Annotated in this window: 8 protein-coding genes; 2 read left to right on the top strand and 6 right to left on the bottom strand. The window is 53.8% G+C overall.

Features of this window, described 5'->3' with window-relative positions:
- Window positions 1–858: 858 nt before the first annotated feature.
- Window positions 859–1,779 carry an ABC transporter permease gene (locus tag DCC25_RS01435; protein ID WP_110100344.1) on the top strand — a complete coding sequence of 307 codons (921 nt, stop codon included), beginning with the start codon at window positions 859–861 and terminating at the stop codon, window positions 1,777–1,779.
- Window positions 1,757–2,674: an ABC transporter ATP-binding protein gene (locus tag DCC25_RS01430; protein WP_110099472.1), complete on the top strand. Its 918-nt coding sequence runs from the start codon at window positions 1,757–1,759 to the stop codon at window positions 2,672–2,674. Before DCC25_RS01435 ends, DCC25_RS01430 begins: the two co-directional genes overlap by 23 nt.
- Window positions 2,675–2,778: 104 nt before the next feature.
- Here the strand turns inward: DCC25_RS01430 and DCC25_RS01425 are convergent, their stop codons facing one another.
- The 6 genes from DCC25_RS01425 to DCC25_RS01400 all read right to left on the bottom strand — a co-directional run bounded on the left by DCC25_RS01425 (window position 2,779) and on the right by DCC25_RS01400 (window position 15,421).
- A complete protein-coding gene (locus tag DCC25_RS01425) occupies window positions 2,779–7,116 on the bottom strand; it encodes a glycosyltransferase (RefSeq protein WP_110099471.1) in 4,338 nt (1,445 codons plus the stop codon).
- 27 nt (window positions 7,117–7,143) lie between these two features.
- Entirely contained in the window at window positions 7,144–8,763 is a 1,620-nt protein-coding gene (locus DCC25_RS01420; protein WP_110099470.1) for a heparinase II/III family protein, read from the bottom strand.
- Window positions 8,764–8,766: 3 nt separating this feature from the next.
- Complete coding sequence (gene galE / locus DCC25_RS01415) at window positions 8,767–9,759, bottom strand: UDP-glucose 4-epimerase GalE (protein WP_110099469.1); 993 nt, start codon at window positions 9,757–9,759, stop codon at window positions 8,767–8,769.
- A gap of 139 nt (window positions 9,760–9,898) precedes the next feature.
- Window positions 9,899–11,149: a UDP-N-acetyl-D-mannosamine dehydrogenase gene (gene wecC / locus DCC25_RS01410; protein ID WP_110099468.1), complete on the bottom strand. Its 1,251-nt coding sequence runs from the start codon at window positions 11,147–11,149 to the stop codon at window positions 9,899–9,901.
- A gap of 120 nt (window positions 11,150–11,269) precedes the next feature.
- On the bottom strand, window positions 11,270–14,248 hold the full coding sequence (locus DCC25_RS01405; protein WP_158278428.1) for a glycosyltransferase: 2,979 nt from the start codon (window positions 14,246–14,248) through the stop codon (window positions 11,270–11,272).
- Between the two features lie 63 nt (window positions 14,249–14,311).
- Complete coding sequence (locus DCC25_RS01400) at window positions 14,312–15,421, bottom strand: LCP family protein (protein ID WP_110100342.1); 1,110 nt, start codon at window positions 15,419–15,421, stop codon at window positions 14,312–14,314.
- Window positions 15,422–15,594 lie beyond the last annotated feature (173 nt).

Here is a 15,594-nt window from a genome sequence, read left to right as displayed (position 1 = left end):
GTCGCTTGGCGACCGGTAATCTCGAGGACGCAATCTGGCTCGAGAATATGTATTTGTTCTGCCATGGTCGTCGAGTCACTCATCCCCTCGGCAGTCCGGCCACGACTAGTTAGAGCGGCAACGTATGTACTGAGATTCAGATGAACCGAAACACCGGACTCTCGAAGAGCAACCGCAACGGCGATAAAGCTATCCGACAAGACCACCCCACGCCTAGGGATAATTGCATAAAAGACTGGTCCAAATCCGAAGCGATCGGCAAAAACAAGGTGTTTCACTCCTGACAACAGGTGTCGAGAACTAGCTATGGCTAGCCATTCCCCAGGAGCATCACGCAAGTCGGCAATCGTGAGATTCTCGGGGTGAGCGAACCCAAATTCTCCCCGGCAAAGCTGTTTGCCTGTCAAAGCAAGTCCACCGAACTCCGCAACCTTCGTATTTGGCTTCCACTTACCCGGGACCGCACTTTCTTCGATGGTCCGAGCTCGGGTATCAATCAGCACAGCGCGAACGACGGATGAGGACTGAGAATTCATGGTTGCCTTCTGAACGACAGCTCGGGGGTATATCGACTGGGCACAACCATCTGTGGCCGTAGCTTCACTCAATGGCTGGTTTGACCCGGCATCCCTACAAAACTATCAGCTTCGGCGAATACCTCAGCTTATCTGCACGGGTGATCCTCGTTCTGCCATTTACCTCCCAGTTCGGACGACCCTCCTAGCATCTGGCAAGATCGTTTCGCCGTGGCGATACAATGTAGTCTCAATGTGAAGGTGCAGATTCCCTGCAACGGCACAAAGAAGACCTCTTGATGCCGTTGTATGTGGAGGAGCAGGAAAGGCTGTAGCGAGAAGTATGGCGTCTACCAACGACAAGGAAGCGGGTCATCCACAAACCGCTGAGTTCGTTTCGGCCGTAAAAGATTCGTATCCAGGTGTAGACAAGCTCACTCCCATCGGAGGGCGTCCTGGAATCGGAAAGTATATTCGTCAGCTATGGCAACGGCGTCACTTCATTTGGCGTCAGTCGCGAGGCCGCGTTGTTACGGGCAACGACGACGCCAAGCTGGGGCCACTTTGGTTGGTTCTTCGCCCAACTCTCGACGCAGCTTTCTACTGGATTATCTTCGGGCTGTTGTTGCAATTCGATCGGGGCATGGACAACTTTGTGGCCTTTGTCATTATTGGTGTCTTCATGTTCCAGATGACCAGTAGTGCCTTGGGAACCGGTAGCAAGGTGATCGCGTCGTCTCGCTCACTGATACGGGCTTTCAAGTTCCCGCGGATGGCGCTGCCTTTAGGAGAGGCTCTCTACGATTTGTTGCAAAGAGGCCCGGCCTTTTTGATGATGTTCTTGATCATCATGGCTATCCCTCCCCACGAACTTCCAGAGTGGAGTTGGCTCCTCTTCCCCATCATTCTGCTCATTCACGTCGTCCTAAATTTTGGCATCACGCTACTTGTTGCTCGGCTGGCGGTCGTTTTCCCTGACCTGAGTAAGGTGATTCCTTTTCTAACTCGCCTGCTCATGTACGGCTCTGGAGTGATCTTTCCGATCACCCGGTTTACGACTAGATATCCAACGTTGGAAGCCATAATCGAGCTGAATCCGATCTACACCGTCTTACTGATGTACCGCGAAATACTCATTGATGGCACGGTGCCAGCAGTCGAGCATTGGTTGGTTCTCTGCGGTTGGGCCGTTGTGTTGTTTGTCGCTGGGTTTCTAGTGTTTTGGCAAGGAGAGGAATCTTATGGTCGCGAACGAAACGTCTAAGCCTAAGAACTCTCCCACCCCGGAACCGGACGAGAGCGAGGACACCATTTCACCAACCACGACAGAGCTCGGAGAGCTCACGATGCTCGCCACAGACATTGAGCTCACTTACCGCGTGCGGATTTTAGATGAAGGCAAAGAGCGCGGATTAATTCAGTCACGCGGCAAGAAGACATCGTTTCAGGCGCTGAAAGGGATCTCGCTGGCAGCGCGCGAAGGTGAATTCATTGGGCTCGTAGGGCGAAACGGGTCGGGTAAAAGTACCTTGCTCAGGGTTCTCGCCGGTGTCGAGACTCCGAACTCAGGCCAGGTCGTGGCACGCTCCACACCGCAGCTACTGGGTGTTGGCGCCGCACTCTTGCCGAACCTCACCGGTATCGACAATATTCGTATCGGACTATTGGCCATGGGACTCACACCGGCACAGGTCGAAGAGAAAGTGCCCGAGGTTGTCGAACTGGCAGACATTGGTGACTTCGTACGGATGCCGATGCGTACCTACTCGTCCGGTATGGGAGCTCGGCTCCGTTTCTCGATCTCTGTGTCGGCAGACCCGGATATCTTGATGATCGATGAGGCCCTTTCCACCGGTGACGATGCCTTCCGACAACGCTCGAATCAGGCCATGAAGGACTTGATCGCCCGCTCCGGTACGGGATTCCTCGTTAACCACTCGCCCTCTGCAATTCGTGAAATGTGTACTCGAGTCATCTGGCTCGATAAGGGTGCAGTTGTCGAAGATGGCGAACCTGACGAGGTGATGAAGCACTACAGCTATTTCATGAATGCGTTGCGGCGCCACGGCGAAAATGTCGCCCAGGGTGTGAAGGAAAAGCACATGCAGACATTCCAGGATCGGATTGACGACATTGTGGAAGACGGCCAGCCATCATAACGAGGCCATACCTCATGGCGTCCTGTCATCTTTAGCCTAAACGCACTTCTGCCCCTCCCAACGATGTACTGGGAGGGGCAGAGATATGCGGGACCTTACGGGTTTTAGCTCTCAATCAACCGCAAGATTTTTCCTGAGATGACTCCTGGACGGAAATGCTTATGCATATAGTCACGAACTGCATATGACTCGTCGAGCAGAGCCTGGGGATCTGCGGCCAGCGACCGAATTCGCTGGACAGCGCTGTCGATATCGTCAACAAGCCACCGTGTTCCATATACTTGCTCTGCTCCAGCCCAAGGTAGGATCACCGGAACACAGCCCGCAGCCCCTCCTTCAGCAACCACCTGATGAGTTCCTTCATGATCACTCGTCGACAGAATGAAACCGGGGACGGTGGTATACCATTCTGCAAGGTCAGGACTGTGGCCATCAAATACTACAGCGTCTTTTAACACCGGTGAGGATTCGATCCGCTCATAAACCCTCTGGAAGTACTCCTGTTCTGCGGGTCTATCCTGCAACCAGGGATACTCCGTATATTCTTTCCCTTTGACGATCAGCTTATACTCTTGGTCCTTAGATGCGAGTTGCTCGATGATGTCCAAAGCTCGATCGAACCGTTTGGACTGCGGAACAGACCCGACAAAGCCGATATTCTTCGGGTTAATCTCGCTTCTATAGGTGAGAAATCGGCCCATATCGAACGTATTGCCGATGACGAAGCTCTTAGACGTCGGAATACCATAGCGAACCTGCGCCCTGCGCATCCCTACCGGCGAGACGAAAATAAACGCATCAACATTTTTGAGGATTGCTTGGTCTAGAAACTTCGTTCTCAGTTCCTGGGCATGCACCCTCGTGATGAGTTTTTGTCCCGGAAGCTTATTCTGGCTGTACCACACCAGATTGCCCAGCGACCACTCACAAAAGATCACGTCAGCGCCATCGAGAAGACGTCGACTTTGTTGTTCATCATGGATGCTATGGCCACCCCATCGGTCAATTCGGACACGGTGGCCCGCCTTTTGGATACCATTCATGATCTCGATAAAGAACTTAAAATCGTGTCCAGCGATAAGGACGGTTTGCGAGCTCTCATCAGGACCAGCGAGGGAAACGTTCCTAGCAGAACTAGTAGTAACTGCTGTTTTCGTTGAGTCTACTTGCTCTTTTTTGTCTCTGACAATCTGCCATGCGAAAACGTCCTCGTCGTCGAGAGTAGGAGTTTCACCCTCTAAAATTTGCGCGTAAGTGTCGCGTTCGAAGAGAACAAGCCTACTGTTGATGGCTGCCGAACACGTGGCAACGGGGACAAATAGGTTTCCCGGCGACCAAGACACAGCCTGCTTTCCGACGGCCTTCCAATCGCCGAAGGTTAGGCCGTTGAGAAGGTCTTCCACATCGTTTCGGCTCAAGGTCCCGATGGAATTGGCCGCCTTAACGACATGTCGAATGTCGTACTCGCGCAATGCGTCCATCTTCGACTGTGCCGTGGGCGCTACAACGACTTGGCCAGCGACTTCTTGACCGTCGAATTCTTCGTCAAGCAAATACATGTCAGGACGTACTGACTGCTTCTCGAACTCGGGGATATCACTCGCCGAGCACTCCACGGCAAAGGGATGCAGCTTGGGAGCTCTTACGAGGAACCCAGCGACGCGCATCATGTACACCAAACGATGGGCGCACGTGTGGGCCTCGTAAACATGTCGCAAGGCCTTCCACAAATCCTTGTGCCGGGCTTCCTCGGACGATTTCCAGCGTTTCAAGACACTATTGGCTTCGTCGGGATTTTCAACGGTGGGGACTGTACCCGCGAAAGTTTCATCGACACCACGACCAGGCGAGCTAAGAACGCTTGACCCGGATGCAGTAATCTCCACAACTCGGCGCGAAAACATCGAGGGAGAATCCACAACAGAGTTCCCGTTGAGATGGATCGGGTGTGCTTTATAGGCCTGGCACATCTCGGGGTAGCTCAAACTCTGTCGAGCGTAGCGACGGAAGCGATCTGGAAGCCGATAGGGCGAATTCGGGTCGTTATGCACCCGCTCATAGATAGCCAGCCCGTACGGAGCTGATTCGTAGAAGAGAAAGTCAAGGCCCTGCTTTCGTGTGGCATATTTGTCGCCATAATACGTGCCACCGTAGGCAATGGTGTCTTCGCGTTCACGAGTGCTCGGCAACGGATTGTGCAGTATTGGTTGAGCTGCGAAAGGCGCCGACGCGACGGCCGAAATGCGGTTATCTGGTTCAGCGTTATAGTCGACAATCGTGCGCGCATCAGTAGTAAACACGTAGTCACACCGAGCAGCCGTACGCTTAAAGCGGTTGTAATGAACTGGATCTTCCTTATTCCAGAACATCACGGGAATGCCGTGTTCTTGGGCATGATCAATCAGGTTAGCAATTGGCGCGTGACTCGTGTCGTCGTAATATCCGATGATGCCTTCCCACGCTTTGTCGTTACCCTGCCAGGCAGACTCAATGAAGACAGCATCAATGTCGTTGTGAGCGAACTGTTCCCGCCAGTCATCGGGCGTGACCCGAATCGCTGTCAGCTCGGGTAGGAACGTCTCGGAGGTAAACGTATCACCAATGAAGGCAACGGTGTAGGAATCCAACGGCCGTTCAGAAGAGCTCTTCGCTAGTTGCGATTGACTTCTCAAAAGCTCTTGGAGCGCAGACCAGTAGATCTCACCTGTCTGCTTCCACGTGCGGTTTTCTCTTACCCAGCGACGAGCGCGTACACCGAGCTGGTCTCTAAGTTCCGGGTTTCGGATGAGCCGGTGCAACTGTTCCTTCAGTTCAGGGACACTATCCTTCGCGAAGCTCAAAGCCCGTGATTTATCTTCGTCTGTACCGTAGAAAGCTCTGTGTGGCGAGACATCAGACAACACCACCGAACGCCCCACGGCCATAGCTTCCAAAGGCTTGAGCGGAGAAACAAGCTCAGTGACTGGCAACGATTTCCGGGCTAGCGGGAAAATGTCGATGCTCGACAGATAAGTCGGCATGTTGGCATTCGGTATGCCCTCGAGGTACCTGGTGCGAGGTTCTAAACCAGCCTCGGATACACGTTTCTTGAGTTCGGGCAGATAAGATCCACCACCAATGACCAAGAAGTTGAATTCATCTCCCTCTTCTTGAATAGCGGAGAGTGCGTCAACCACCAGATCAAGCCCTTCGTACTCGGTGACGCTACCGGCGAAGCCAACAACAGGCAGTTCAGGCTGGGAGAATCCGAGCTTCTTGAGCAGTTGGAGATCTTTACCTTGAGGAAAGAACTTATCGATATCCACCGAGTTTGCAGCAACGGAAATGTTGTCCCCGTTGACTCCACGTTCGACAAGATCGTCTTTCATTTCTTCTGTGATGACCACGACGTGGTCAGCCTCGCTGGCAACTTGAAACTCAAGCCGGCGGTCAAGTGCGTACTTTTCAGATCCGGCCCACGCTGGGTTCTTAGACGCCGCTGTGACTTCCCAGAAGCCTCTCATTTCGTAGACAAAGGGCACCCCGAGTCGGCGTGCAGCCATCAGGGCCGGAAGCGCAGTGAGGTAATTTGACGCTGACACAATCACCTCAGGCTTGTCGATCATGGCCTCGCGTACGTAAGCGTCTGCGCTGACTTGCAAGAAAACGCCAATGTCGCCTTCCCAGCTTTTGAGTCCGGGGTTGTGAACATAATGGACACCATTGATCTGTTGCTGATAGCGACGCTTTTCTTGAGGAACTTTAAAGCCTGTCGACGGGCGCCTATCCCACGGTTTACCAGGCAGTGGGGCGACAATGACGTCAGCGCCTTGCAACTGGAGCCCCTGTGCAATCCCCTGGGTTCTGGTCGTGTAGCCATTGCTATTGGACACGGGCGAAATGCCAACCGCATAGAGAATCCGATTCTGAACCGGCAAATAATTGCACGTATAGTGCTTCTGAGGTAGCTCGACAGGCTTGTCAAGTAACTTATGCAAGGACCGAACACGCTGAACAAATTTTTTCTCTCCATCGCCCAGCACGGCGCTTTCTGGAACACTGTCGAGGATACTGTTCGCTTCAGAGATGTTCCCTTGGACGTTCAAGACCTTATTTGCATAGGGCAATGCGTTCTTCACCGTAGGCTTTTTCTGAAACCGGTCTCTCAGGCTTTCCAGGGATTCTTTCGAGGAGAGATTGCTGGCTGCTGTCGGCAATACCCTTCCTCGGACATCACCTGCGCGCCGAACAGAGTTTCTCGTCAAGCGCACGACCTTTGCATTAAGGCGCCGGAGGAACATAACCATCACGAATGCCAAGAGCGCCAATAGCCAGAATAGAGCAACAACCAAGATTGCCAGGTCTATAAAAAATGCCAAGACAGTTGCAGCAACCGCCACCAAACCAAAGAAACCAACAACAAGCTGTTGCTTACGACTAAACCGTCTGAACAAACCAAGCATAATAACTTTTCAGCTCTCCACAATTATTTAGTACAGGTATATATCAGTCGTTACTTCGCGAGTCGCTGCGGAAAATTCCACTTGAAGGACGTCCGCTGGTTTATGAACACCATTCTTGGGAAAATACCAGCCCTGAATATCAGGGGTCTCTTCGCCTCGGCGTTGAACAATTTTGAGATCGCCTTCCGAACGTAATCTCAGGTGCCCAAGATTTTCGTTCGACGCGTTCTGGATGACCACGGTATCGCCCGATGGCCTGGCTCTGACATCGGGTCCGAAATGCCATAGCAACGTGTACTGATGGAGATCAGCAGACTCAATCGTATCGATAATCCGTACGTGGCGTTTGGCATCATTCGGCTGATCGTCTTGTGGTTGAACGGTCACTCTGCGACTATGCTTGACGCCCTCGTAGCGGTGGTTGAAGCCTTTGACGTCGAACATCCCCTGTTGCTCGACTTGCTGTAGCCCTACCTTGTCCATTTTTGTGGGGTCGATACGAGGTAGTCCTTCGCCATCCACGATAAGCGTATTGTGAGCGAAACTAGAGAAAGCATAAATAGTATACGGATCAGACATCTCGTACCCATTAGGGCCTGCTTCCCTGAGAATCTCGAGCCCTTTGTAGACGAGGTATACGCTCAGCTCATCGCTGTGTTTGTGGTAGTCGGAGTTATAAGCGGCTACGAAATGCAGATACAAAGAATCAAGATCTCGCCAGTCTTCACGAAATATTGCCACACCAGCTTCATCGGCAATGAACCGGTCGAAATCGGGCGGAGTGCCAAGTGCACCTTGGGTCAACGCATACCTATATGAGTCCGAGTTATAGACCCGACCATATCCTCTACCAAGAACCGGCCCAGGCGGGGTGTCGCTGACAGGCGCAAAGGAGCCCAAGGGGCTGATGGTTGCGATTGCGTATCTTTCAGAGGCTTTGAAGACTTCTCGTAAGGATTGTTCCGTCGTCGACGCTTGCTGGCCTTGTAATTGGTTGTATTCTTTCAGATGGCGACTCACGATGACGTGGTAGTCGGGGGACTGTTCCTTATGCACTCCTTCGGCCGTGTAACTGCTCTTGAAGTAGGCAGTCAATCGCCCGAACGCTAAATCATATAAACCTTCGTTGTCGTCAATGTAGCTACTGGCGAGCATCAAGGCGAGGTCCTGGAACATCCCGTGGTTCGTTCCGGCGCTATGGAATTCGTCTTGTACCAAAAGATCAACGCCTTCGCGAATAATGTCCTTCACGAAAGTCTGATCCGAGGCGCTGAGCAAAGGACCGTAGTCGTCCAGCAGACAGCACAACGCGATAGTTCGTTGAGCAGTGGACTCATCGTGGTACGACATTGGAATCCGGGAAGGAGGTAACCCCACTACGTCACGCCAGGTATGGAGTAGCCATATTAACTTTTCCGCAATAGCATCGTCTAAATCGATATGAAACGGGCGAAGATAATAATAAAAAAGCCAACCGTGCATTTGCCGAGCCAGACTACGGGTACGTCGGTGACGCCACACCTGACCATCCTCAAGTCGCAAGGTCTGTCGTGGTTGGATAGTCATCAGGTCACGGTCAACAAAACGCGAGCGCGCGTCGCGCATGGCGAGCATGTTGCGTTTCGGAAATAAATAGTCCAGTGTCATCTGTCACCCTTCTGTCGGTTCGGTCGCCAACGGAGGGTGCTTAACAACGGACTCAACGATGTCTTCGACCCCGTAAGATGCTTTCCAACCCAGTTCTTCGCGAATTTTATCGACGTTGGCAGTTACTGTCGCCGCGTCCCCATCGCGTGGAGGCGCGATCTGATACTCCAGGTCAACCCCTGGAACTCTCTGGAATGCATGGACGATATCCAGAACACTACTTCCGATACCTGTGCCTACGTTATATGTATAGACCCCTGTCGCATTCGGCTGGCCAAGTGCGTCAAGGGCGACAATATGTGCATCGACAAGATCTTCTATATGCACATAATCCCGAATGCAGGTGCCGTCAGGAGTGGGATAGGCATCTCCGTAGACTGAAACCACACCGTGGCTCGTCAGCATATTGCGGATAGCAGGCATGAGGTTCGTGGTGGTGGTGTCAGCAAGTTCTGAACTCGTCGCGCCAGCGACGTTGAAATAGCGTAAAGCCACGGCGGACAGCCCCCACGCCCGTTCCGCGTTGTGGAGAGATTGCTCGTTGATGAGCTTGGTCTGGCCATAGGAGTTGATGGGATGACAGGCAGTGTTTTCGAACACTTCCGACTCGCATGGTTGTCCATACACCGAAGCGGACGAAGAGAAAACGATCTTCTGAACGGCTGAGTCTCTCATAGCACTCAACAGATTGACGAGCCCACCGATATTATTTCGAAAATACATCTCGGGTTGCTCGACGGACTCGTTGACAGCCTTCTTCGCCGCAAAATGCACCACGGCGTCAATTTGATGGTCCGAAAGAATCTTGCTGAGCTGCTCAACAGCCTTATCGGCCGACAGATCGAGTTGATATAACGGCACATCCGAGGGCACGCGCCTCTGAAGCCCCGTGGAGAGGTCATCGACCACGGCAATATCGTAAGCTCCCAGCTCGAGAGCCCGGGAGACGAAATGGCCACCGATGTAGCCGGCCCCGCCCGTCACTAAAAGTCGCATTTCCCTCTCCTCGACTCCTTGTCCTCCATGCGGTCAAATATGGCTGTCTCTGCTGACGACATCTTATTCGCCAAAAACTTCGAGGAGGGCAACCGTCAACCTCTCTGGTTGCCCTCCCGCGTCCAAGGACGACATGCAGTTATTTATCGCGCCACTGCCCACGAGTATCAATCACATGCTTGCCCGACACGCGGTCACGCAGATCGGCGAAGACAGCGTGGTCAACAAGCAACAGGACAATATCGGCTGCTTCAACAGCGGCATCCACGCTTGCGAAGTCGACGTTGGGCAAACCCTGCAATTTCGCGGGAAGCTCGTTCACGTGGGGTTCTACCGCGAGGATCTTGGAGCTGGAAAGCTCGCGTGCCATTTGCTCAGTGATTCGCATGGCCGGCGACTCTCGCAGGTCATCGATATTGGGCTTAAAGGCAAGACCCAGCGCCGCAATGACAGGAGCTCGGCCAGTTTCTTTCTCAACGTCATAGGCTTCTGCCTTGACCTGCTTGATGACCCAATCTGGCTTCGCGTCATTAATTTCGCGAGCGTTGCGGATCAACTTCGCCGAATCCGGTGCAGCGGCGACAATGAACCAGGGGTCCACAGCAATGCAGTGCCCACCAACGCCAGGGCCGGGCTGAAGGATGTTAACCCGCGGGTGGTGGTTGGCCAGTTCAATGACTTCCCAGACGTTGATCCCCAGCTCGTCACAAATCACAGACAGCTCATTCGCGAAGGCAATGTTGACGTCACGGAAGGAGTTTTCGACCAGTTTGGACATCTCGGCCGTGCGCAAATCGGTCAAAAGTAGTTCTGCCTTGCAGAAGCTACGGTAAAGGTCGCGTGCGCGCTCAGCAGCGTGCGGTGTCGAGCCACCAACGATCCGGTCATTGGTCACCAGCTCGACCATGACCTTACCGGGCAGCACTCGTTCTGGGCAGTGAGCGAATTCCAGTGTGCCCTTGTCTTGAAGATCTGGACGGGCTTGGTGAATCACATCCGCCAAGTGTTCGGTGGCCCCGGGAGGTGAGGTTGATTCCAGAATCACCAGCTCATCGCCCTGTAGCTGAGGAGCTATATTGCGACCTGCTACTTCAATATAGGAAAGGTCCGGGGTTTTGTCATCGTGGAACGGGGTGGGTACGGCCACGATGTAGGCATCAGCTTGCGGAGTCTCTGCCGAAGCTGACAGCAGGCCCTGATCAACGGCTCGCTTGACGTAGTCCTCGAGGTCTGGCTCAACGAACGGTACAGTTCCCGAGTTAATCGCCTGAATCGTTCTTTCATTGACGTCAACGCCAAAGACTTTCACACCGTTCTCGGCCAGAATTGCAGCCGTTGGAAGGCCAATGTAGCCAAGCCCCACGACGGCCACGGTCGAAATATTCGACATAGAATTATCCCTCGATTTCTTTCGGCACTTGGTTCAGTACAGCACCGCGGTCCGTGCGGGGGCACTGTACACCCCGGGGAAGTATACCCCAGGATTTTCAATGAGGTGACAACGCAACACCTACGGTACGTACCCCGTGAGCTTCTGATACAGCTCAGTGTAGCGACTTTCGTTGGACTTCCAGGTTCTTTCCTGCAACGCCCACGACCGTCCGGCATGACCGATAGTTTGTCGTAGCGTGGGGTTATCCAAGAGATCCGTCAGGACGCGCGCCCACTCAATGTCATGCTCTGGCGGGACCAACATACCGGTCACCCCGTGATGGACCAGTTCCGACAGAGCCGGAAGATCCGAGGCGACAACGGGCTTGCCACTGGCGGAAGCCTCAACCGATTTCATCGGAGTGACGGTCCTGGTGACGGACGAATCAATACGGGGCACGACGAACACGTCTAAGGCCTGGTGATACAGTATCGACTCTTCTCGTTGCACCCGGCCGGGTGCAATCAGTCGATCACTTAGTCCCAGCTCTTCGGCCAGACGGAGCAAGCTGGGGCGGGCGGTACCATCTCCGACAAGGAGCATCCGTAGCCGAGGCCTGCTCGGGGCCAGGTGAGCAACGGCACGCACGACAGTATCGAGTCCTTCGTACGGAACCAATGAACTGACCGTCCCCACAAGTTCCAGGTCACGCGGCAGCCCCAAGGCCTCGCGCGCTTCCTGAGTGGACCGGGGTTCCTTGAGGAACTCGCCCCCGATTGCATTTGGTGTCAGGACGATGTCTGCACTATCGCGATCGAATTCTTCGAGTTTGGCTCGCATTTGCTTCCCGAGTGTCACCACGCCGTCAGCGGCCAGCACAGATTCCTGTTCCCGCTGTGTAAACAACCGGTAATACTCAGACCGGTAGGCTTCCGCACCACGTGTTGACGCCCACGTATCGGCAAGTAACCCTCGGACTTCATACACCCATGGAATATCCAAAGCTTCTGCAACGGCACGCACGGCGTTAGCGTTATTCCAATGTGAGGTGGTGTGCAACAAAGCCGGCTTAACCTTGAGGGCATGAGTGAGCAACATCTCAGCATACTGTTGCTCACGTTTTTCAGCATCAGTGTGCAGGCGCCTTGGAATCAGCCGGTGGTAGTCGATGCCATCAAGATGATTGACGGCCGGGGCTGTCAGCCCTCCGGTCACCACAGGCCATCCCATGCGAGTTGCGGCGCTCACGTTCCATCCCCGAGATTGCAAGGCTCGCAAGATGGAGTGTGATCGTTGTGCATATCCCGAACCGGTATATGGCAACGAATTAGTCAGCACGTGGAGAATGGCACCTTGTTCGGGGTGATAGTCCGGCACCCTTGCTAGTTGGGGACGCTCTCCTTGGAAGGTTCTCAACTGTGACCGGTACCCTTTGCGCTTCCAGCCTTCTTTCCCCGAGGTTTTCAGCCCTTCGACAGCAGCGGTCATGTTGCCTTTATTCCACTGGATCCGTGACCGTGCGAGGCGGTAGCCCTTGCCTCCGGGGCGCACTCTGGCCAACCCCCATTCGGCCGCCTCGGTGTCTCCACTGCTGGTGAGCAGGTTGACCAGCTCGAGAACTTTACGGGAGCCTGCACGTGCTTCCACGGCTCTACACAATTCTTCTCGTAAGCTTTCGGAGTTCCCACGTATGGCTGCCCCCAGAGCCCCGACAACATCAAGTGGTCCGCCGTGGATCTTGGACGCAACGCTGGCGACAGGCTCAGAAATCGACGTCGGCAACCGTCGCGCTACTTGCAAGGCAAATAACGCAGGGTCTTGTCCGATATGGTCTCTTGCGGTTTGGGCCGCAAGCTGGAAATTGCGAAGAAGCTGAGGGGTTCTGTTCCATGATGGTGACGCATTGGCCGTGTTCGTTGCTAAAGAGCCCTTTCGTGCCTGGAGCAGGTGACCTAGCAGCGCAGAGAGCCGGGAGGCCTCGACATCGAGAGAAATGTTGTCGGCAGCCCACCGGTGGGATGCAATATTCTGAGCAGTAGAATCTGGGTTCTTCGCAAGCTCCAGCCAATAGGAGGCCAATTGGTCGGCAGTAAGCTCGCCGAGTGGCTGATGTCCGGCAACGCGCAGTGTCTGCGCTGCCTCTCCTTGTACCAAACCGGTGATATGTTTTCCCGTTGCCAGTAATTCGTAGAGTTTGGAAGGAACAGTGTGTCTGAAGCTCTGCCAGTCTGGTCGAAGACTCACAACACATGTATCGGCCCATTGATAATGTTCGGTAGCGCGGTGCGACGGCACGGCGTCGTAAAGCTCCGCCGGTGACCCTAACGACCGGTTGGTTTTAATCAGAAGGTGTTTTTGAGTGCCCTGACCAACAAATCGCAACTGGATCCGGGAATTCTGGCGTTGTGCTAACGCGACTGCCTGCAACACTAGGGCAAGATTCTGCGATTCTCCATGATTTCCCAAATACAGGACGTGTAGCTCCCCTGGTTCGCGTGACCTCGACGGTAGCAGAGCCTCAGCTGAAACACTCACGCCATTTCGAATAGTGGCAACGTTTGTCATTCCGCGCTCTCGCAATGTCTGAGCAAATCCTTGAGTAACGGTGATGAGCAGGTCTGCCGATCGCTGAAGCCAGGTCACGACCTGTGACGCAGATTCGGAAACCACTTTTCCGCCAACATTCGCTTCGGTGAGAAGATCGGGCCATGCATCGCGCATCTCGACGACGAACGGTTTTTTCAGCAGTTTGGAGATAACGCGACCAGATACTAAATTCGGCAAGGCAGGTACGGTGGCAATCACGATGTCGACGTCGGAAAATCTTCGGGCCAAAGGAATAAACTCCGCGGCGTGTATCGTGCTCTCCAGCAGACGAGCCCACCGAGAGTGCTTCGTGCGGTGGGTCACCCCAGTTCGAATAATGCGTTCTCCTGCTGGTCCCAGTTCTTCACTCGGGTGATCAGCAACTCCCTGAGTCAGAACAGCTACCTCGCACCCAAAACCTCGTAAGAACTTGATGAAGTTCTGCCACCGTCGCTGTGGTGGAGTTTGCTCAGGCCAATACGAATGCGTGACGAGGAGAATTTTCACCGGCTCGGGATTGCTAGCAGTCATCAAACACATTCCATAGAGCATCGAATAGTTGCGGCGTGCGCGGGAACCAGGCGTCGAGTCACACTATCCCTGTACCCCGGATTCCACAGCAGACGGTTCTGGCGGGTTCGCTGGGGAAGTCGATTCTGGTTGGTTGCTACCGTCGGGATTTTGTTCTGCGTCGTATTCTTCTAAGAACTCATCCATGGTGCCAGAGCGTAACGCCTCTCGCATGCGATCAGTGGCGGCCTCGTCTTGTCGCACAATCGCTGCCCCGCCTGAGGTGATATCGGCGCCAGCATTCGGAATTGTGAACATCTTAATATCGGAGGAGCGAATGTTAGACATCGACAGCCCGTAGTTCAGCATAGTTTCGGCATCAAGGCCGTCGTCTACCGACAGATACGGGCTCAGGGTCGTAATGACATCGCTGAGTGTTCCTGGATTTGTCAAAACATCGCGTGCCAAGAGTTGATCCACCAGACCTTCGAGGAACAGCTGTTGGTTTTTTACACGCTGGTAATCACCATCGTTGAACGCGTGGCGTTCCCGTACAAACCGCAACGCATCGGTGCCGGAAACTTTGATTTTGCCCTCGGGGAAGAACGAGGGGTTTCGGATACCCGATGAAAATGCCTGTTCGTTGTCGACTTCCACACCGCCAAGCGCTTCGGTGACATCACGGAATCCTTCAAAGTCGATAATGGCAATGTGATCGATGTCCGAGCCGACGAGTCCTTCCACAGTGTCAACGACCAGAGGGAACCCCCCTTCTTCATATGCACCGTTGATCTTGCCCATGCCATACCCTGGGATCTCGACCCATAAGTCGCGCATGATGGACATCACATACACTTCTTCGTGACCATCCGGTATGTGCACAAACATGATCGTGTCTGTGCGCGCGCCATCTTCGCCGGCTTCTTTTTCTTCCGGTCGTTGGTCACTACCCAGCAAGAGCAAATTCAGTTCGCCATCATCCATTACCGGTCGAGTGGTATCAATACCACTATCGATGGTCTGAGTTCGCTCATTGACGTTCGAAATAAGTGTACGCGCGTACACCGAAGTACTGGCGACGACGGACACCACAATCAAAACCACAGCGACGATGACGGAGAAGATAATGCCATGAGGGCGGGTGGCGACTCGACTAACGCGCCGGGGCGCATAGATCCGAGAGGACTCAGCCATACGGCGTCCTTCCTTTCATCTCTGCTGTGGTAGTGCAACAGGTAAGCGTTAACAACAAGCCAGCAACGAGCCCGTGAAGTCTACGTGGAGTCTTCGCGATACCGTACGCTGATAACGTCATAGTGGGTAACAATCTACTCCGAGTATCGTATATCAGAAATCCGAATCTACCC

Origin of the sequence: Auritidibacter sp. NML120636, from assembly GCF_003185945.1 — a bacterium.
Classification (GTDB): Bacteria; Actinomycetota; Actinomycetes; order Actinomycetales; family Micrococcaceae; genus Auritidibacter; species Auritidibacter ignavus.
The sequence above is the reverse complement of the archived record's forward strand: the minus strand, read 5'-3'. Positions and strand labels throughout refer to the sequence as shown.

Excerpts from the sequence above, each read along its gene's own strand:
- wecC (WP_110099468.1), bottom strand. The coding sequence starts at position 11,149 with ATGTCGAATATTTCGACCGTGGCCGTCGTGGGGCTTGGCTACATTGGC.
- galE (WP_110099469.1), bottom strand. The coding sequence starts at position 9,759 with ATGCGACTTTTAGTGACGGGCGGGGCCGGCTACATCGGTGGCCATTTC.
- DCC25_RS01420 (WP_110099470.1), bottom strand. The coding sequence starts at position 8,763 with ATGACACTGGACTATTTATTTCCGAAACGCAACATGCTCGCCATGCGC.
- DCC25_RS01430 (WP_110099472.1), top strand. The coding sequence starts at position 1,757 with ATGGTCGCGAACGAAACGTCTAAGCCTAAGAACTCTCCCACCCCGGAA.
- DCC25_RS01400 (WP_110100342.1), bottom strand. The coding sequence starts at position 15,421 with ATGGCTGAGTCCTCTCGGATCTATGCGCCCCGGCGCGTTAGTCGAGTC.
- DCC25_RS01405 (WP_158278428.1), bottom strand. The coding sequence starts at position 14,248 with ATGACTGCTAGCAATCCCGAGCCGGTGAAAATTCTCCTCGTCACGCAT.
- DCC25_RS01425 (WP_110099471.1), bottom strand. The coding sequence starts at position 7,116 with ATGCTTGGTTTGTTCAGACGGTTTAGTCGTAAGCAACAGCTTGTTGTT.
- DCC25_RS01435 (WP_110100344.1), top strand. The coding sequence starts at position 859 with ATGGCGTCTACCAACGACAAGGAAGCGGGTCATCCACAAACCGCTGAG.